We start from the raw sequence: 18,671 nt of genomic DNA, 5'->3' as shown, positions 1-18,671 counted from the left end.
CCTGCTGCTCTACTGGCTGGCGATGCTGAGCGTGAGGTCGGTCGCACCGGTGGGAAGATCGAGCGCCGCGATCGGAATCAGGATGCGGCGCTCAGGCGCGCTATCTATCGTACGCGACCATATCGTGTTCATTCCGGCCGAAAGCTTCAGTGTTCCCCGTAGCTTGGCATTCAGACGCACCTGTATGTCAGGCAGGGAGAGCGGTACGACGCCACGATCGATCTCCTGCGGCACCAGGAGTTTTATGCCGGCCCCGCAGTGGACGCGTATGGCCTGGCTGCGTTCCGGCAGGCGGCCCGCGATATCCTCGGCTATGCTCGCAGCCACCCGCTTGCCCTCCGCCCAGCACCAGCCTGCCGTCTCGACCGGGCGCAGAAGGTTGCCGGCGGCGAAGATGGCGGACGCCGACGTGCGGCCGAAGCCATCGACCACGGGGCCGCCGCTGGCGTCGTCGATGGCGAGGCCGGACACGCGGGCGAGGGCGGATTCGGGCGTAAATGCGCCGGTGAACAGCAGGCCGTCGCAGGCAAGGGTCCGTTCCCTTCCGCCCGTGGCGAAAGCCACCTGCTCCACCCGTCCCCTCCCGGCGATGCCCGTGATCTCCGCTCGGTAGTGCATCGGGATGCCGACAAGCGCCGGCAACAGCCAGAAGGGGAACCTGGCCGTCGGCCGATCGCCGGCTTCCAGGATGGCGACCGGCCGGATGCCGGCGAAGAGACAGGTCAGCACGGCGGACATCGAGACCAGTTCCGTGCCGACGATTACCGGGTGCCGGAAGGGCGCGAGGCCTTCGATATGCACGTAGGATTGGAGGGCCGCGGTGTTGAGGATGCCGATCGGCCGCTCGCCAGATACCAGGCGGGCGGAGCGGGGCTTCTCGCGCGTGCCCGTCGCCAGCACGATACGGCCGGCATGGAACTCGCGCGGGCCGTCAGGAGAGGCCGCGACGACGCGGTCTTCGCCGACGGAGAGCACGGAATGTCGGGTCAGGATGGTGACGCCGGCATCCCTCGCCGCCGCCTCCAGCCGCGCCGCATAGCGGGTTCCGGACAATATCCGGTGGAATTCCCGCATGCCGAAAGGCGAATGGCCGCAATGGCGCGGGATGCCGCCCACGACCGCATCGCGTTCGAGGAGGACCACCGATCCGACCCCGAGCCGCTTCAGTTCGGTCGCCGCGGAGAGGCCGGCCGGGCCGCCGCCCACCACGACCACCTCTGAACGGGTCACCCCGGCCATCAGCGTGCCTCCCCGGTATCGAGCGGCACGGCAAAGCGTCCCCGCGTCAGGCCGGCGAGGCGAGCGCCGCAATTGAACCCCTGGCATCGCCCCATTGCGCAGCGGGTGCGGCGCTTCAGCCCACCGAAGTCGCCCGCCGGCAGCGGACGGGTGAGCGCGACCTCGATCTCGCGGCGGGTCACCATCTCGCAATGGCAGACGATCTCGCCATAGCCCGGTGTTGCATAGTCCCGCGGCAGATGCTCGGCGAGGTTGGGCATGACCGGCGGCGAGGGAGCCTGCGCCGGCTTTGCGGCCGCGCCCATGCCGGCATAGAGCCCGAAGACGTGTCGGGCGATGCCGAGCGCGGCCGAGAGGCCGGTCGACCGTATGCCGCCGACGCTGATCCAGTTGCGATCGGGCTTGATGCCGATGCGATAGTCCTTCTTTTCCGTGGCCGGCCTGAGGCCCGCATAGCACGCGGTCACCGGCATGGAGGCGAGGGCAGGGAGTATCTCGCTCCCCCGGCGGACCAGGGCTTCGAGCTGGTCGTGCTCGACCGTGGCGCGGTCGCGATCCTGCTGCTCCTCGGCGGTGGGGCCGACGAGCATGTTGCCGAAGATGGTCCGCGTCACCACGACGCCCTTGGTGCGTTCGTTCGGCACCGGTAGGATGATCGCGGTGGCAAGGTTGCCGGCCGCCTTGTCGAAGACCACGAACTGGCCCTTGCGGGGCCGTATCTCGAAATCGGAGGCGCCGAGGAACTGTCTCTCGATGACGTCGCCCTGGTTGCCGGCGCAGTTGATCACGGTGCGGGCCGAAAATTCGCCCGCGCTGGTGGCGATGCTCCAGATGCCGCCGTCGAAGACGCCGCCGGTGGCGCGGGCATTGAAATGCACGCTCGTCCCTTGTGCCATGGCCTGTTCCACATAGGCGAGAAACGGGCTCCAGGGATCGATGAGCGCTTCGTCGGGCACATGCAGCGCCGCCCTTGCCTGCTTGGAAAGCCCGGGCTCCATGGCACGCAGCCGGGCCTGGCCCACCAGCGCGACATTATCTATGCCGTTGCGTAGCGCCTGGGCCCGGATGCCCTCCAGTGCTGCCTCCTCCGCCTCGCTCCAGGCCACGACCAGGGCGCCGCTGCGCAGGAGCGGCAGGCCCATCGCGCCGTGAATATCGAGATATTCGGCATGCCCGGCCTTGATGCAGGCCAGTTCCAGGCTGTCGGGGGGCGCATCGAAGCCGGTGTGCAGGATGGCGCTGTTGGCCTTGCTGGCACCTGACAGGATGTCGGAGCCGGCTTCGATCAGCGTAACGCTGGCCCCCTCCAGAGCGAAGCGCCGGGCGAGCGCGCACCCCACAACGCCCGCGCCGATGATGGCGACATCGCTGACCATTGCACTACCTTTCCCGAAACCCGCGGACATCTCAGCAAATCTCAGCCTGCTTCGCTACATCGCTCTTGGACATGCCGCCTGCATCGCGCCCCGCGATGGCTGCGTGCCGAACCACGTCTTCGGCGCACCTATCCGTCGATATATCTGCAATGCCATAACGAGTGCCGGCGCGTCTCTGGCGCTTGCGCCGGATCCCTCCCGCGGCTTGATCTTCAAGGTTCCGGAATCACCTCATGTCCTATTCCGATTTCAACGGCAAAGTCGCCATCGTCACCGGCGCGGCAGGCGGCATCGGCAAGGCGCTGGTGGAGGCTTTCGTGGCCGAGGGCCTCCGCGTCGCGGCGCTGGACCTGGACGAAGCGGGCCTCGCGAGCCTCGAGGCGGCCCATGGAGCCGACACGGTGCTCGGCCTTCGCTGCGACGTAACCGACGCGGCCGACTGCATCCGCCAGGTGGAGACCGTCCGGACCCATTTCGGTTCCCTGCATATGCTGGTCAACAATGCAGCGCTCGGCATGAACTCCGTAAGTCCCAACTATGCCACCGGCCGGCTTCAGATCGAGGACGTTCCCGTGGGGCTCTGGCAGCGCTTCATGGCGGCGAATGTCAACGGGCCCTTTTTCATGGCGCATGCCGTGATGCCCGGATTCCGCCGTCAGCATTGGGGCCGCATCGTCAATGTCTCGACGAGCTTCTTCACCATGATGCGGCCCGGATTCTCGCCCTACGGACCCACCAAGGCGGCCCTGGAAGCATGGTCGCTGATGTTCGCGCGCGAGCTGGAAGGCAGCGGCATCACCGTCAACGTGGTCCTGCCCGGCGGGCCCGCGGATACGGCCATGGTGCCCGACGAGGAGGGCCTCGACCGCAGCACCCTGATCCCCCCTGCCGTGATGGCGGCGCCCATTCTCGGCCTCTTCACCGATGCGGGCGCCGCCGTGACGGGGCGGCGCTTCATCGCCGTCGAGTGGGATCCCGCCAGGGGTGCCGACCCCTCCCGCCAGGAGAGCGCCTGGGCCGCCTGGCCCGATCTTGCCCGTGCGCTGGCCACGCGGCCGCCCCAGCCGGCCGCCCCTTAGACCCGACAGCCGCGCCTTCGCCAGACGCGATGGCGGGATGGCCACATACGATCCCATATCGACTTGTGCCCGCCCTATAACAAGGGCCGTGAGGAGCGGCCTTGGTCCTCCATCGCCACGAAAAGACGGTATTCGGGAGGAAGAGCACAGGGGAACTCGGCGCATCGCGTACGAGCGTGCCGGCTGTCGATCCCTCCTTCGGCAAGCAAGACGATGGCGCCCCGGGGGGCGCCCGTGGAGCGCAGGCGGGATTGTGACGTGACAGCAAGACCTCAATGCCAGCCTTCGGGCCTCTACCATCTTTCCCTCGGCGACATCATCGTCACGGCCGTGAATGACGGCACCTTCCAGGCTTCCTTCGATCTCATCGTCGGCATCGATCACGAGGAGTGCGCCCGGCTGGAGGCTGCTCGCTTCCGCGTCGTGCCGCCGAGGATGACCATGAACGCCTTCCTCGTGCAGGACGGAGGGCGCACGATCCTCATCGATGCCGGCTGCGGCGTCAGCATGGGGCCGACGCTCGGCATGCTCACACGCAACCTCGCGGGCATGGGTGTCAGGCCCGAGGACATCGACACCATCCTGGTGACGCACCTCCATCCCGATCACGTCAACGGCCTGGTGGACGGCAACGGGGAAGCGGTGTTTCCGAAGGCCGAGCTGGTCGTCAATCGCGCTGACCTGCAGTTCTTCCGCGATCCGGACTCGCCCTCGCGCGCCCCGCCGGAAGCCCAGGAGTTCTTCGAAGGCGCCCGCGTCGCGACGGCGCCCTACGCCGACCGCATCCGCACCGTTGGCGACGGGCCGGTGTTGCCGGGCATCACGGCGATAACCCAGGCCGGCCACACCCCCGGCCATACCGGCTACCTGATCGAATCCGGCAACGATGCCGTCATGGTCTGGGGCGACATCGTTCATATGCCGAGCCTGCAGATGGCCGCGCCCCAGGCCGGCACCGTGCTCGACATCGATCGCGAAAAGGCCGCGGCCACCCGCAGGCGCGCCCTCGACATGGCCGCCGCCGATCGCCTCCGCGTGGCCGGCATCCATCTCGACTTCCCGTCCTTCGGCCATATCGAGCGGCGGGGCGACGCCTATGGCTTCGTGCCCGAGGTCTGGCGCGCCGTGGTCTGATCCGCGGCCGGCCGGACAGAGAGATCGCCGGGTGGCCACGGGCCGCCGGGCGCAACAGCAGCGATCAACGCTGCATCCAACCACAAGAAAACAGGAGGGAACCATGCATTTCGATCGTCGTCAGATCCTGAAGGCGCTGTCCGCCGGCGCCGCGGCCGGCATGCTGCCGCAATCGGCCTTCGCCCAGCAGAAGAAGCTGCGCATCGGCCTCGTCGTGAAGGTGCTCGGCATCAATTATTTCGACGTCACGCGCGATGGCGGCCAGGACGCCGCCAAGGAGCTCGGTGACGTCGAGCTGATCTACGCCGGCTCGACCGTCGCCACCGTGGAACAGCAGATCGCGGTCATCGACGGGCTGATCGCACAGAAGGTCGATGCGCTGGTGATCTCCGCCAACGACGCCAATGCCCTCGTCCCAACCGCCAAGAAGGCGATGAATCGCGGGATCACCGTGCTTTCCTTCGATTCGGGCATCGCGCCGCAGGGACGGGTAATGCATGTCAACGCACCGCATGACGACCTGATAGGCGCCAACGACGTACGCATGATCAGCAAGACGCTCGGGGGCAAGGGCGAGGTCGCCATCCTCTCGGCGACGTCGCAGGCCACCAACCAGAACCTCTGGATCGAGAAGATGAAGGAGGAGTGGAAGAAGCCCGACTATGCCGATCTCAAACTGGTCGGCGTGGTCTATGGCGACGATGCGGCCGACAAGAGCTACCGGGAGGCCGACGGTCTGATGAAGGCCCATCCCGACCTGCGCGGCATCATCTCGCCCACCGCCGTCGGCATCGTGGCTGCGGCCAAGGCCGTGACCGATGCCGGCAAGGTCGGCAAGATCTTCGTCACGGGGCACGGGCTGCCGTCCGAGATGAAGCCCAACGTGCTCTCGGGCGTCACGGATACGTTCCAGCTCTGGAGCCCGGCGGATCTCGGCTATGCGGCCGTGATGTATGCCGGCCTGATCGCCCGCGGCGCGGCCACGGGCAAGCAGGGCAGCACCGCCAAGATCGGGCGCCTCGGGGACATGACGGTGGAGGCGGACAACAACGCCTATCTCAAGGACCTGCTGGTCTTCAACAAGTCCAATATCGCCAAATACGCCACGCAGTTCTGAGCGGGCAGTACCTTAGTCAGCGGGCTCCGGTCCTGCCCCTCTCGTTGCAAAGCCGGTGCTTGCGAACCCGCGCCACGGGAGCGATGCGCCAAGGTATCGCGCATCGCGATGGCTGCATTCTGAACGACGACTCAGAACATCCGGGTGCTTGCCATAATACTCGCTTCCGTGTCGTCGCGGCCAACGAGCCGCGTTCTGGCCGGGAGGAAAAAATGACAATGCTTCGGGCCTTGCTGTCTAAGCTGGGCAGATCTTCCGTCGCCGCGATCTCCACCGCCCTCGTTCTTGCCGGCATCGGTGCCGCGCCGGCCGCGGCCCAGGACAAGCCCAGGATCGTCATGCTGGCCGGCCCGCAATGGGATCCCTTCTTCGGGGCGATGAAGAAAGGAGCCGACGACGCCGCGCGCGACCTCGGCGTCAACTACCAGTGGATCACCGGCACCGACCCCAACAATTTCCTGGCCGACTACGCCAAGCTGGTGAAGCAGGCGGCCACCCAGAAGCCGGCCGCCATGGTGATCGGCAACTATTTCCCGGACACGCTCGATCCGATCATCAAGCAGATCACCGCATCCGGCATTCCCGTCATCATCCAGCATGACGGCGGCGCCTCCTGGCAGGATGTCGGCGCGATTTCGTATGTCGGTTTCAGCGCCCGCGACCTCGGCCGTGCCGTCGGCGAGCGCGAGGTGGCCGCCGGCGCGAAGTTCGGCCTGTGCGTCGACCATGTCCCCGGCAACACCACCCTGGATCTGGACTGCCAGGGCTACAACGATGCCTTCAAGGCGGCGGGCGGCGATTCCAAGGTGCTGATGATCCAGTTTTCCGACGCCAGCAATCCGACCTTCGTCACCAATGCGATCAAGGGCGCGCTGCAGGGCGACAAGCGGATCGATGCGATCTGGACCATCGGCGCGGTTCAGGGCGTCTCCTCGGTCGAGGCGGTCAAGCAGTCCGGCCGCAAGATCGTCAACGGCTCGCTCGGCCTGTCGCTGGGTTCGCTGGAGGCGCTCAAGAACGGCGATCTTCTCTTCATCGCCGACCTTCAGCCCTATCTCGACGGCTACTACGCGCTCCTGGCGGCCTATCAGTACGTCCAATACAAGATGCTGCCGATGGGCCAGATCTCCACCGGTCCGCTCATGCTGACCAAGGACAATGTGGATGACGTCCTCAAGGTCAACCAGCAATTTCCCGGCGTGCGCGGCGCATCCTGATTTCCCTGTCGAGCCTTGAAGCGGGTCGGAAAGACCGGCCCGCTTCCTCTTCCTCAACAATTCCTGCGATGCGGCGAGCGAGGTGAAGTGCATGACGTCCCTCAGTCAGGAGCTCCGCGACAAGGCGGCCGTGGAGGCCGCCGTGACCCGTCGCTGGTCGTCGTCGGGCCTGGTGCGCCGTCCGGAATTCGGCGCTTTCGTCGCGACTCTCCTGGTCTACGGCTTCTTCGCCGCCGCGGCCTATGATGCCGGCTTCGTAAGCTTCGACGGCACGGCGGGCTGGCTCAACACGTCGGCGGAGCTCGGCATCATCGCCATTCCCGTCGGCCTTCTTATGGTGGCGGGCGAGTTCGACCTGTCGGTGGGGGCGGTCGTCGGCGCCTCGTCCATCACGGTCGCCATCGGCACCACCCTGTTCGGCCTGTCGATCTGGCCGATGATTGCCGCGGCCCTCGCCCTCGGTGTGCTGGTCGGGCTGCTCAACGGCTTCCTGGTGGTACGCACGGGCCTTCCCTCCTTCATCGTCACGCTCGCAACGAGCTTCAGCGTCGGCGGCCTGTCGCTGGGCCTCGCGCGCGTCCTGAGCAACACCACCTCGGTATCGGTGAAGTCGCCGCCGCTGGCCGATGCGCTGTTTGCCGCCACCTGGGGGCAGGCCAACATCTCCATCCTGTGGTGGTTCGCCATCACGATCCTCGGCGGTTGGGTGCTGGCGCGTACGTCCTTCGGGAATTGGATCTTCGCCACTGGCGGCAATCCGGTCGCCGCGCGTGGTGCCGGCGTGCCGACGGGGCTGGTCAAGACGCTGCTGTTCGTCGCCACCGGCGTCGGCGCGGCGCTGGTCGGAATCATCCAGGCGGTCGAATATCACTCCGGAAACGCCACGGCGGGCCTGGGTTACGTCTTCCAGGCACCCATCGTCGCCGTCATCGGCGGGGTTCTGCTTGGCGGAGGCTACGGCTCGGCGATCGGGGTGTTTCTGGGCACGGTGATCTTCGGCGTCATCAATATCGGCATCTTCTACACCGGCTGGAGCACGGACTGGGTGCAGCTTTTCCTCGGCGTCCTGCTGATGTTCGCCGTGCTCGCCAACCACTATTTCCGCCGCCTGGCGATGAGCTCCGCCTGAGGGCGGCTCGAAGGCGAATGAAGTCCGCAACCAGGGGATCAAGCCATGCCGCCCGACGCAACGCCTCTCATCGAACTGCGCGGCGTCTCGAAACGATTTGCCGGCGTCCAGGCCTTGAGCGACGTCTCGCTTTCCGTTCTCCCCGGAAGCGTCGTCTGCCTCCTCGGCGACAATGGCGCCGGCAAATCGACCCTCATCAAGGTGCTCTCCGGCTTCCACCAGCCGAGCAGCGGGACGATTCTGCTCAACGGTCGGGAGACGCACTTCGTCGATCCGCGCGATGCGCGCGCCCGGGGTATCGCCACCGTGCATCAGGATGTCGGCACCATTCCCCTCATGAGCGTGGGGCGGAACTTCTTCCTCGGTGCGGAGCCGAAGAAGGGCTGGGGACCGTTCGCACGGCTCGATCTGGAGAAGGCGAACGGCATCGCGCTCGAGCAGATACGGCGCTTCGGCATCACGCGGGTGCGCGACGGCAATCAGCTCGTCGGCGCATTGTCCGGAGGGGAGCGGCAAGTGCTGGCCATCGGCCGCGCCATGTATTTCGGCGCCCGTGTCCTCATCCTCGACGAGCCGACCTCGGCCCTCGGCGTGAAGGAGGCCGCCACCGTGCTCCGCTTCATCCAGGCGGCGCGTTCGGAGGGCGTGGGCATCGTGTTCATCACCCACAACGCCCATCACGCGACATTGGTGGGCGACTACTTCACCGTGCTCATCCAGGGCCGGGTGGCGGCGAGCTTCAGGAGAGGCGAGAAGAGCAGCGCCGAATTGCTTTCGCTGATGGCTGGCGGCGAACAGATGGAAGATATCGCAGGCGAGTTGTCGAGCCCCGATCTCGGCACCCCGCGACAGGGCGCCGCGGAGGGAGCGAGACCATGACAGCACTGGACCTCAAGGCCATGGACGGCCTTCTCAGTCAGCCGGTGGCGGCCGGTGAAATCCCCGGTGTGGTTGCCGTCGCGGTCGATCGGCACGACCGCCTCTACGAGGCGGCCCTCGGCGTGCGCAGCCTTGCCACCATGGCTCCGATGACATCCGACACCGTGTTCTGGTATGCCTCGATGACGAAGGCGCTGGTCGCCACGGGGGCAATGCAGCTCGTCGAGCAGGGGCGGCTCGTACTCGACGAGCCCATCGGGCGCATCGTGCCCGAACTTGCCTCGCCCCAGGTGCTGGAAGGCTTCGACGAAACCGGCAAGCCCCGGCTCAGGCCGGCCAGGCGGGCGATAACCCTTCGCCACCTGCTCACCCACACCTCCGGCTTCGGCTACGACATCTGGAACGGCAATGTGGAGCGCTACATGCGCGAAAACGATGTGCCGCTCCTGATCGACTGCAAGCTGAATTCGCTCAGCCAGCCACTGGCGGGCGATCCGGGAGAGAAATGGGAATACGGCATCAGCATCGACTGGGTGGGCCAGGTGGTGCAGGCCGTGAGCGGCCGGCCGCTGGAAGACTACCTCAGGACGCATCTGTTCGAGCCGCTCGGCATGAAGGATACCGCCTTCATCGTCCATCCCGAGCGGCGCGCGCGACGGGCCGACGTCCATCAGCGCCGTCCCGACGGTTCGCTGGAGAAGATCACCCACGAGATCTCCCAGGAGCCTGAGTTCTTCATGGGCGGCGGGGGGCTCTACGGCACGGCCGGGGACTACAGCGCCTATATCCAGATGCTGCTGAACGACGGTCGTGCCGCGGATGGCACCGCCCTGCTGAAGGCGGAAACGGTGGAGCTGATGGGCCGCAATGCCATCGGCGACATCGAGGCCGGCGTCCTCAGCCCGGTATTGCCCACGCTTGCCCACCCCACCAACTTCTTTCCGGGCATGTCGCAGAAATGGGGCTTGAGCTTCCTGATCAACATGGCCGATTCCCCGAATGGCCGCAGTGCCGGGAGCCTCACCTGGGCGGGCCTCGCCAATTGCTATTTCTGGATCGATCGCTCCAAGGGCCTCGGCGGCGTGTTGATGACGCAGATCCTGCCTTTCGGTGATCCGCGTGTGCTGAGGCTGTACGAGGACTTCGAGCGCATGGTCTACCACGGGGCGGCAAAGGCGGCGGCGTGATTTAAATTTGCCGGCAAATCAACGTGCTTCGCAGGTTCAATCGCGGATAAGGCGTGCTGTCGTTCCTGAAAGCCCGCGGAGGCTGGGAATCCATGAAAATCAATCTCTGAAGGGTTTGTCCGTGGATTCCGGCCGTAGGGCCCGGACAAAAGTGAGCCGTCATAATTTAATTTGCCGGCTTCCTATATTGGCGACCATATCCTGAACGGGCCTGTCAACCGGTCGGCGTCCGTCAGGTCTCTGCCTGCGCTCGGCGGCGTTCGAATTCCTCGATCTTGTCCATCTGGGATAATGTGTAGTCGAGTTCGTCGATCCCCTTGAGCAGGCAGTGCTTGGAAAAGGGATCGATGTCGAAACCGTACCTCGTGCCACGCGGGCCGGTAACGGTCTGCGCCGGCAGGTCGACCTCCACCGCCGCTCCGGGATCCTCGGTCAGCGCCTCGATCAGCTCGGCGATCGCCGCGGACGGCAGCACAACGGGCAGCAGGCCGTTCTTCAGGCTGTTTGAAAAGAAGATGTCTCCGAAGCTGGAGGCCATCACCACGCGGTAGCCGTAGTCGGCAATGGCCCAGACGGCGTTCTCGCGCGAGGAGCCGCAGGCGAAATTCTCTTCTCCCACCAGGATGCGCGTGCCGCGATAGGCGGGCTGGTTCAGAATGAAGCCGGGCCGCTCCTTGCCGTCCTCGTCGAAGCGCAGGTCGTGGAAGAGATATTGGGCGAAGCCGCCGGAGCGGGGCTTGGAGAGAAAGCGCGCCGGCAGAATCTGATCCGTATCGACATTGATGCCCACGAAAGGCAGGCCTGGTGCCCGGAAGGTCTCGAAGGGCTCCATGTCATTCTCCCGCTTGCTGCAATTGCCGTACATCCGTGAGCCGGCCCGTCACCGCCGCCGCAGCGGCCATGGAGGGACTCATCAGGTGGGTACGCGCCCCGCGTCCCTGGCGGCCCACGAAATTACGATTGGACGTGGATGCGCAGCGATCGCCGGCCGCCACGGTCTCGCCATTGGTGCCGAGGCACAGCGAACAGCCGGCATCCCGCCACTGGAACCCCGCCTCGCGGAAGACGCCGTCGAGGCCTTCCGCCTCGGCCTGCTCCTTCACGAGGCCCGAACCCGGCACGACCCAGGCCTCCACGCCGGGATGCACGCTGCGTCCACGGACGATGGCCGCAGCCGAGCGCAGGTCTTCGATGCGGCCGTTGGTGCAGGAACCGATGAAGACACGCTCGATGGCGATGTCGGACAAGCGGGTGCCGGGCGTCAGGCCCATGTAAGCGAGCGCCTTGGATATGCCCTCCCGCCGCTCGGCCGTCTCGGCGCCTGCCGGATCCGGAACCTCACCATCGATCGGCGCGACGTCCTCCAGGCTGGTGCCCCAGGTCACCATCGGGGCGATCTCGGCGGCATCGAGGACCACCTCGCGGTCAAAGACGGCGTCGGGATCGGTCGCGATCCCGGACCAGCGCGCCACGGCCTTGTCCCAGGCCTCGCCTTCGGGCGGCGCGTAAGGACGACCTTTCACATAGGCGAAAGTCACCTCGTCGGGGGCGATCATGCCGGCACGCGCACCGGCCTCGATCGACATGTTGCAGACGGTCAGGCGCCCCTCCATCGAGAGCCCGCGAATGGCGGAGCCGGCATATTCGATGACATGGCCTACGGCGCCGGCGGGGCCGATCCTGCGTATGATGGCGAGGATGATGTCCTTGGCCGTGACGCCGAAGCCGAGTTCGCCCTCCACGCGGATGCGCATGGCCTTCGGTTTGCGCTGCCACAGCGTCTGGGTGGCGAGCACCTGCGTCGCCTGGGTCATGCCGACGCCGAAGGCGAGCGCCCCGAGCGCGCCGTGGGTGGAGGTATGGCTGTCGGCGCAGACGATGGTCATGCCCGGCTGGCTGATGCCCTGCTCCGGTCCGATCACATGGACGATGCCCTGGCGGCGGTCGGCGAGTTCGAACACGGTGATGCCGTAGTCCTCCGCGTTCTCCACCAGCGATTTCACCATGCCCCGGCGCTCGGCGCTGGCGATGCGCTCGACGATCCGCCCGTCCGTCGGCACGTAGTGATCGGGCGTACCGAAGGTCTGGTGGGGCGAACGGGGGCGGAGCTGCTTGGCCTGCAGGAATTCGAAGGCCGGCTGGTAGCCGTCATGGATAAGGTGGCGGTCGATATAGAGCAGGGTCTGCCCATCCGCCCGCTCGAGGATGCTGTGCTGCGCCCAGATCTTGTCCAGCATGGTCTTGGCGGCGGGACTTTGGCGCGAATTCATGGATTTCTCCCCAGGAGGCAGGTCTTCGAGGCTTCGTCAGCCGACGGCACACCGAAAAGCGCCGGTATTCCAGCGATGCATTCGCCATTGTTTAGACCGGCCGCGAGGGTCGGAAGGAGTCGTTCTTGGGAAACCTGTCATCGCAAAGCGCGATGAGAGATCTCGCGGAAGAACGGCAATCGTGTCACTCGCACAGGCACCGCTCCCGCGCGGCGCCTGAGAGCATCACTCCGCCGCTTGCCTTGTGGCCCTCGCGTCCCGGATGGCGCTCCAGATCCGCTCTGGCGTGGCCGGCATGTCGATGTGGTTGATGCCGAAGGGGCGCAATGCATCGGTGACTGCATTCATCACGGAGGTGAGGGAGCCGGCACAGCCGGCCTCCCCGCAGCCCTTGGCACCGAGCGGGTTGGTGAGCGCACGCGTGGGATGGTTGCCGACGGCGATGGGCGGCATGTCGTCGGCGCGCGGCAATGCGTAGTCGGTGAAGGAGCCGGTGAGGAGCTGGCCCTGCGTGTCGAAGACGGTGCGTTCCATCAGGGCCTGGCCGATGCCCTGCGCCACGCCGCCATGCGATTGCCCCTCCACCAGCATGGGATTGATCACCGTGCCGAAATCGCCCACCGCGGTGTAGCGCACCACCCGGCAGACCCCGGTCTCCGGGTCGATCTCGACCTCGGCCACATGGCAGCCATTGGGGAAGGCGGAGGGAACGCCGTCATGCACGTGCCTGACGTCCAGCGTGGTGGGCAGGCCCGGCGGCAGTTCCAGGCCCTCGTGCAGCCTGGCCGCGAGCTCCATGAGGCCTATGCCACGGTCGGTGCCGACGACGGTGAAGCGGCCTGCTGCGAATTCCACGTCCTGATCGGCGGCTTCCAGCTCATGGGCCGCGATCTTCCTGCCGGCCTCGACGACCTTGCCGGCGGCCTCGATGATCGCCCGTCCGCTCGCGACCAGGGATTTTGAGCCGCCGGTGCCGCTGCCCGCCGTCAGCTCGTCGCTGTCGCCCTGGATCAGCCGCACCCTGTCGAAGGGGACGCCGAGTTCGGCGACCAGGATCTGCGCGAAGGCGGAGGCGTGCCCCTGCCCGCTGTCGAGCGTGCCGGTGATCATGGTCACGCTGCCATCCGGTTCGAAGCGCACGCCGCCCGTCTCGGCGCCGGGTGCGCCTGTGACCTCGAGATACTGGCCGATGCCGCGACCGCGCAGGAGACCTTGCGCCTCGCTTTCCTCGCGACGCGTGGCGAAGCCGTCCCAATCGGAAAGGCGCATGGCGTCTTCCATCAGGGCCGTGAAGTCGCCGCTGTCGTAGACCATCCGGCCAGCCGAGGTGAATGGCAGCTCCTGGGGCTTGACGTGGTTGCGGCGCCGTAGCTCGACGGCATCGATTCCAAGTTCCGCCGCGGCGAGATCGATGACACGCTCCACATAGTAGTTGGCCTCGGGCCTGCCGTTGCCGCGATACGCACCCACCGGGTTCGTGGTGGTCAGCACGCATTTGGTGTCGACCTGGAGAAGTGGCGTGCGGTAGACGCTCGGCAGGTTCTTCATCTGGTTCACGGCCGGCGGAAAGACGCCGCCCTGCGTGAGGTAGGCGCCGATATTGCCGACGCCGGCGATCCGCAGAGCCAGGAAGTTGGCCTCGTCGTCCAGGGCTAGCTCGATCGTCATCTCATGGTCGCGGCCATGGGTGTCGGACAGGAAGCTCTCGCTGCGGGTATCCGACCATTTCACCGGGCGGCCGAGATCGCGCGCTGCATGCAGGACGCAGAGGTCCTCGGCAAAGGGATGCGCCTTCATGCCGAAGGAGCCGCCGACATGGCCGGTGAGGATACGCACCTGGCTCTCTTCGACACCGAGCATGTGGGCGACGACCTTGCGCGAGCCGTGGGCGCCCTGGCAGGCATGTCGCAGGGTGAAATGCCCGCTATCGGCATCATAGCTGCCCAGCGAGGCGCGAGGCTCCATGGCTGCGACGATGATGCGGTTGGAGACGATCGGCAGGCGCGTGACGTGTGCGGCAGCCGCGAAGGCCGCCTCCACGGCCTCGCTGTCGCCGTAGTGAAAGTCGAGCACGACATTGTCGGGGAATTCGTCATGAACCACCGGTGCGCCGGGCGTTGCCGCCTCGCTCGCCCTGATGACGGCCGGCATTTCCTCGATCTCGACCTCGACCTGGCTGGCGGCCTCGCGCGCGCCCGCCGCGGTGTCGGCCACCACGAAGGCGACGCCTTCGCCGATATGGCGCACCTTGCCGACGGCCAGTGCCCGCCAGGACGGCCAGCGCAGGGGCGATCCGTTCCGGTTGGGGGCGAGGACGCCGGGAGGTTGGGGACGCTGTCCGGCGGCCACCAGATCCTCGCCCGTATAGACGCCAAGAACGCCGGGCATGGCCAGCGCCGCTGCCGTCTCGATGCGGCGGATCAGGCCATGGGCATGCTGGCTGCGCACCACGGCACCATAGGCCTGGCCGGGCAGGCTCTGGTCGTCAGAGTAGGAGCCCTGCCCTTGCACCAGAGCACGGTCTTCCTTCCGGCGCGCGGACTGGCCGATGCCGATGGGCGTCACGTCGTCCGACGATTTCATGGCAGCATCCATCCTGGTTCCTCACCAGAGCAGTTTCTTCGAATGGTGGCATCCTTTCCGGCGGCGAAGAATGCGTCACGGTGCTCATAGGCCGGCCCGAACGTCGCCGGAACCTCAACTTTTCGTCATCGCCGGGTCGCTGCCCAGTCCAGGGCCGGCAGGTTTGCGCCCGAATTGCCCAGGACCGGGCTTGAGGAAATCTGCCGCTCCCGGTTCACAGCGGGAAGAGCGCGGCCGGGTCTCAGGCGACCGAGGCCTGTCTTGCGCCATCCGATGCGCGAAGGATCGCTTCCTCGACGGCATCGCCCATCTCGCGCGTGCCGACGAGTTGGGTGCCCGGCTGCCGAATGTCGGCGGTACGATAGCCCTCGGCCAGCACGGAAGCCACCGCCGCCTCGATGCGAAGGGCCTGTTCCTCGAGACCGAAGGAATAGCGCAGCATCATCGCACCCGAGAGAATGGCCGCGAGCGGATTGGCGATGTTCTTGCCGGCGATGTCGGGCGCGGTGCCGTGGACAGGCTCGTAGAGGCCCTTGTTGTTGTCGCCCAGCGAGGCCGAGGGCAGCATGCCGATCGAACCGGCGAGCATGGCGGCGGCGTCGGAAAGGATGTCGCCGAAGACGTTGCCGGTGACAATGACGTCGAACTGCTTGGGATTGCGGATCAGCACCATCGAGGCCGCATCGATGTAGAGATGGCTAAGCTCGACGTCGGGATAGTGCTTGGATACCTCGATGATCACTTCACGCCACAGCGCCATCGTCTCGAGCACATTGGCCTTGTCGACGGAGCAGAGTTTCCTGCGCCGGCGCCGAGCGGCCTGGAAGCCCGCATGCGCGATACGCTCGATCTCGCCTTCCGTGTAGCGCATGGTATTGATGCCGACGCGCTTGCCGTCGGCATCCTTCTCGATGCCGCGCGGCTGGCCGAAATAGAGGTCGCCGTTGAGTTCGCGCAGGATCACCATGTCGACACCGCCGACGACTTCCGGCTTGAGGGTCGAGGCATCGAGCAGCTCGGGGAACAGCTTCACCGGGCGGAAATTGGCGTAGAGCGACAGGGCCTTGCGCAACTTGAGCAGGCCGTAGCCGGCGCCCTCGCTCGGAGGACGCTTCTCGTCTTCCGGCACGCCGGTGCCGCCGAGCAGGATGGCGTCTGCGTTGCGGGCGATCTCAAGCGTCTCCGGCGGCAGGGCGTCACCCACCGTATCGATGCCTTCCCCGCCGATCACGCCTTCCTGAAGCTCAAGGGAAAACTCGTTCCCCACGCTGGCGCGAACGGCCTTCACCGCCTCCGCCGTCACTTCTTTTCCGATACCGTCGCCTGGGAGAACTGCGATCTTCAAGGTCGTACCTTTCGACTAACTCTGGGAAGAAGCAGCACTTTCCAGGCCGTCCACCGGAGGCGCCCGGAAACTCTGCATCGGCGGGGACCGATCGTCACCCTTTGCCATCGCTGTCTTATAGGGAGCCCCACCCGGGCGCCGGGAGTCGTTCTTCGGAACGGCCACATCGTCGGTTGCGATGCGCAGGATTGGCTCGGCCCCGATCCTCGGCGGTCCATGCCCGCTCGCCTGTTCGCGACTTTCCCGCGCTCAGGCCGTTCCCCGGGTCAGATGCTTGAGCAGCAGGCGCACGGGGGAGGGCAGGGACTGGCCGTCCTGGACGCAGACGTTCCACTGGCGAACGGCCCAGGGCTCTTCGAGCCTGATGGCGTGGAGCCTGCCGCTGGTGACGTAGCGCGCCGCGCAGCCCTCGGGTACCAGGCCGATGCCGAGCTGCGCCTCGACCATGCCGCGCACGGTCTCGAAGCCGTTCACCCGCACCGGCATCTTGAGCGGGCGGGAGAGATCGGAGGCGGCGCGCAGCACGAGCGAATCGAGGAAACTGCCCTGCATGGGGCCGATCAGGTCGTAGTCCGTGAGTTCGGCGAAGCGCAGCGACGAGCGTTCGCAGAGCGGGTGGCCCAGGGGGGCCAGCACGACGAGACGGTCGCTGCGATAGGGGAAGATCTTCAGGCCCTGGCGCGGGACCACCCCGCCGAAGATGCCGATGTCGGCGGCATTCTCGGCAACCGCCTCCACGGCCTGCTGGCTGGTGCCTTCCTGAAGCACGACGCGGATGGCCGAGTGATTGGTCAGAAAGTCCCTGAGATCGTCCGGCAGGTGCTGGATGATGGTGGACACGCTGGCATAGAGCCTTACCTGCCCGCTGACGCCGCTGGCATGGTGGGCGAGCTCGATCTCCATCTGCTTGAGGTCACGCATCAGCACGCGGGAATGGTGGAGGAGGGCATGGGCCGAGGCGGTCAGCTCCAGGCCCTTGGAACTGCGATGGAAGAGGGGGGTGTTCAGCCGGGCCTCCAGGTCGGAGATCCGCTTGCTGACCGCGGAGGCCGCGATGTGCTCGCGGTCGGCTGCCTTGGCGATGCTCTGTTCTTCACAGACGGCAACGAAGAGCTGGAGGGATAGGAGGTCGAAACGCACGTCACTTTCTCCGATGTCCGGAACGGTCTGTCGGGCGGCCGGAATGGCCGGGCGGCTGCATCGCCGATCGCGACGCTCGCGTTCCGAATGAAGTCTTCTGGCGAATTGCCAAACGACGATTATGGCTCTCGCCATGTCCTTCGCGAGTGAAGGATGATTTGCCTGCAGGGGGCAAGTGCATCGCAGTGCGCCGCGCCCTTTTTAATAATTCCGGATTTGAGCAATGAACCAGTACGATTTCAAGGACCGCGTCGCCATCGTGACGGGAGGCGCGCAGGGGATCGGGCTGGCGGTGGTGAAGCGCCTGCTGCAATCGGGCGCGAGGGTTGCGATCTGGGACCGCGACGCCACGGTTCTCGAAAAATGCCTCGCAGAGCTAGGGCAGCCCGATGCGGTCTTCGGGACGGGGGTCGATATCGGCCGGCTCGATTCGGTGGAGGCGGGCGTGGCCAGCACGCTCGCCCGCTTCGGCAAGGTCGACGTCCTCATCAACAATGCGGCGCTGGTCGGCCCCAACATGCCGACCTGGGAGTACCCGCCGGCCGCCTTCGAGGAGGTCGTGCATGTCGGTCTCGTCGGTACCTTCCATTGCTGCCGGGCGGTGGTGCCGCATATGCGCGAGCGTGGCTATGGGCGCATCGTCAACCTCTCCTCGGTGGCCGGCAAGGAAGGCAATCCCAATGCCGTCGCCTATTCCTCGATGAAGGCCGGCGTCATCGCCCTTACCAAATCCCTCGGCAAGGAACTCGCCGGCCAGAACATCGCCGTGAACTGCGTGACGCCGGCCGTCGCAAAGACGGCAGGCGCCATGCAGCAGGCGCCCGAGCACATCGCCTATATCCTCGGCAAGATCCCGCGTGGCCGCATGCTGGAGCTGGAGGAAGCAGCCTCCATGATCTGCTGGCTCGCCACCGAGGAGAATTCCTTCACCACAGCCGCGGTGTTCGACCTTTCGGGCGGCCGCGCGACCTACTGA

15 protein-coding genes are annotated in these 18,671 nt (G+C 66.3%); 8 read left to right on the top strand and 7 right to left on the bottom strand.

Annotation, left to right across the window (positions count from 1 at the left end; translation table 11 throughout):
• Positions 1–9: 9 nt before the first annotated feature.
• Positions 10–1,239, bottom strand: a complete 1,230-nt coding sequence (locus AC6H34_RS09820; RefSeq protein WP_497538685.1) for an NAD(P)/FAD-dependent oxidoreductase — start codon at positions 1,237–1,239, stop codon at positions 10–12.
• A complete protein-coding gene (locus AC6H34_RS09815; RefSeq protein ID WP_497538684.1) occupies positions 1,239–2,615 on the bottom strand; it encodes an NAD(P)/FAD-dependent oxidoreductase in 1,377 nt (458 codons plus the stop codon). Before AC6H34_RS09815 ends, AC6H34_RS09820 begins: the two co-directional genes overlap by 1 nt.
• 233 nt (positions 2,616–2,848) lie before the next feature.
• Between AC6H34_RS09815 and AC6H34_RS09810 the strand changes: the two genes are divergently transcribed.
• The 7 genes from AC6H34_RS09810 (at position 2,849) to AC6H34_RS09780 (ending at position 10,357) form a co-directional block, all read left to right on the top strand.
• Entirely contained in the window at positions 2,849–3,694 is an 846-nt protein-coding gene (locus AC6H34_RS09810) for an SDR family NAD(P)-dependent oxidoreductase (RefSeq protein ID WP_497538683.1), read from the top strand.
• Positions 3,695–3,952: 258 nt separating this feature from the next.
• The gene (locus AC6H34_RS09805; RefSeq protein ID WP_497538682.1) at positions 3,953–4,828 is read left to right on the top strand and encodes an MBL fold metallo-hydrolase; all 876 of its coding nucleotides are present in this window, start codon (positions 3,953–3,955) and stop codon (positions 4,826–4,828) included.
• Between the two features lie 103 nt (positions 4,829–4,931).
• The gene (rhaS, locus tag AC6H34_RS09800) at positions 4,932–5,945 is read left to right on the top strand and encodes a rhamnose ABC transporter substrate-binding protein (protein WP_497538681.1); all 1,014 of its coding nucleotides are present in this window, start codon (positions 4,932–4,934) and stop codon (positions 5,943–5,945) included.
• A 212-nt stretch (positions 5,946–6,157) separates the two neighbouring features.
• Complete coding sequence (locus AC6H34_RS09795) at positions 6,158–7,162, top strand: substrate-binding domain-containing protein (protein WP_497538680.1); 1,005 nt, start codon at positions 6,158–6,160, stop codon at positions 7,160–7,162.
• Between the two features lie 91 nt (positions 7,163–7,253).
• Positions 7,254–8,291, top strand: coding sequence for an ABC transporter permease (locus AC6H34_RS09790; protein WP_497538679.1), 1,038 nt, complete (start codon positions 7,254–7,256; stop codon positions 8,289–8,291).
• A 45-nt stretch (positions 8,292–8,336) separates the two neighbouring features.
• Positions 8,337–9,170, top strand: coding sequence for an ATP-binding cassette domain-containing protein (locus tag AC6H34_RS09785; protein ID WP_497538678.1), 834 nt, complete (start codon positions 8,337–8,339; stop codon positions 9,168–9,170).
• Positions 9,167–10,357, top strand: a complete 1,191-nt coding sequence (locus AC6H34_RS09780) for a serine hydrolase domain-containing protein (RefSeq protein ID WP_497538677.1) — start codon at positions 9,167–9,169, stop codon at positions 10,355–10,357. The genes AC6H34_RS09785 and AC6H34_RS09780 overlap by 4 nt, the downstream gene beginning before the upstream one ends.
• 232 nt (positions 10,358–10,589) lie before the next feature.
• Here the strand turns inward: AC6H34_RS09780 and leuD are convergent, their stop codons facing one another.
• From leuD to AC6H34_RS09755, 5 genes are all read right to left on the bottom strand, one after another.
• Positions 10,590–11,189 carry a 3-isopropylmalate dehydratase small subunit gene (gene leuD, locus AC6H34_RS09775; RefSeq protein WP_448150225.1) on the bottom strand — a complete coding sequence of 200 codons (600 nt, stop codon included), beginning with the start codon at positions 11,187–11,189 and terminating at the stop codon, positions 10,590–10,592.
• A 1-nt stretch (position 11,190) separates the two neighbouring features.
• On the bottom strand, positions 11,191–12,627 hold the full coding sequence (gene leuC / locus AC6H34_RS09770) for a 3-isopropylmalate dehydratase large subunit (RefSeq protein WP_497538676.1): 1,437 nt from the start codon (positions 12,625–12,627) through the stop codon (positions 11,191–11,193).
• Positions 12,628–12,852: 225 nt separating this feature from the next.
• Positions 12,853–15,210, bottom strand: coding sequence for a xanthine dehydrogenase family protein molybdopterin-binding subunit (locus AC6H34_RS09765; RefSeq protein ID WP_497538675.1), 2,358 nt, complete (start codon positions 15,208–15,210; stop codon positions 12,853–12,855).
• Positions 15,211–15,451: 241 nt separating this feature from the next.
• Entirely contained in the window at positions 15,452–16,555 is a 1,104-nt protein-coding gene (gene leuB, locus AC6H34_RS09760; RefSeq protein ID WP_497538674.1) for a 3-isopropylmalate dehydrogenase, read from the bottom strand.
• A gap of 249 nt (positions 16,556–16,804) precedes the next feature.
• Positions 16,805–17,695, bottom strand: coding sequence for a LysR family transcriptional regulator (locus tag AC6H34_RS09755; protein ID WP_448150229.1), 891 nt, complete (start codon positions 17,693–17,695; stop codon positions 16,805–16,807).
• A 223-nt stretch (positions 17,696–17,918) separates the two neighbouring features.
• On the opposite strand from AC6H34_RS09755, the gene AC6H34_RS09750 reads away from it, so the two are divergent.
• The gene (locus AC6H34_RS09750; protein ID WP_497538673.1) at positions 17,919–18,671 is read left to right on the top strand and encodes an SDR family NAD(P)-dependent oxidoreductase; all 753 of its coding nucleotides are present in this window, start codon (positions 17,919–17,921) and stop codon (positions 18,669–18,671) included.

This window comes from Labrys sp. ALF-8 (genome assembly GCF_059699065.1).
This window is presented reverse-complemented; position numbering and strand designations above follow the sequence as displayed.

Excerpts from the sequence above, each read along its gene's own strand:
- AC6H34_RS09790 (WP_497538679.1), top strand. The coding sequence starts at position 7,254 with ATGACGTCCCTCAGTCAGGAGCTCCGCGACAAGGCGGCCGTGGAGGCC.
- AC6H34_RS09810 (WP_497538683.1), top strand. The coding sequence starts at position 2,849 with ATGTCCTATTCCGATTTCAACGGCAAAGTCGCCATCGTCACCGGCGCG.
- AC6H34_RS09765 (WP_497538675.1), bottom strand. The coding sequence starts at position 15,210 with ATGAAATCGTCGGACGACGTGACGCCCATCGGCATCGGCCAGTCCGCG.
- AC6H34_RS09795 (WP_497538680.1), top strand. The coding sequence starts at position 6,158 with ATGACAATGCTTCGGGCCTTGCTGTCTAAGCTGGGCAGATCTTCCGTC.
- AC6H34_RS09785 (WP_497538678.1), top strand. The coding sequence starts at position 8,337 with ATGCCGCCCGACGCAACGCCTCTCATCGAACTGCGCGGCGTCTCGAAA.
- leuC (WP_497538676.1), bottom strand. The coding sequence starts at position 12,627 with ATGAATTCGCGCCAAAGTCCCGCCGCCAAGACCATGCTGGACAAGATC.
- rhaS (WP_497538681.1), top strand. The coding sequence starts at position 4,932 with ATGCATTTCGATCGTCGTCAGATCCTGAAGGCGCTGTCCGCCGGCGCC.
- AC6H34_RS09815 (WP_497538684.1), bottom strand. The coding sequence starts at position 2,615 with ATGGTCAGCGATGTCGCCATCATCGGCGCGGGCGTTGTGGGGTGCGCG.
- AC6H34_RS09750 (WP_497538673.1), top strand. The coding sequence starts at position 17,919 with ATGAACCAGTACGATTTCAAGGACCGCGTCGCCATCGTGACGGGAGGC.
- AC6H34_RS09820 (WP_497538685.1), bottom strand. The coding sequence starts at position 1,239 with ATGGCCGGGGTGACCCGTTCAGAGGTGGTCGTGGTGGGCGGCGGCCCG.
- AC6H34_RS09780 (WP_497538677.1), top strand. The coding sequence starts at position 9,167 with ATGACAGCACTGGACCTCAAGGCCATGGACGGCCTTCTCAGTCAGCCG.
- leuD (WP_448150225.1), bottom strand. The coding sequence starts at position 11,189 with ATGGAGCCCTTCGAGACCTTCCGGGCACCAGGCCTGCCTTTCGTGGGC.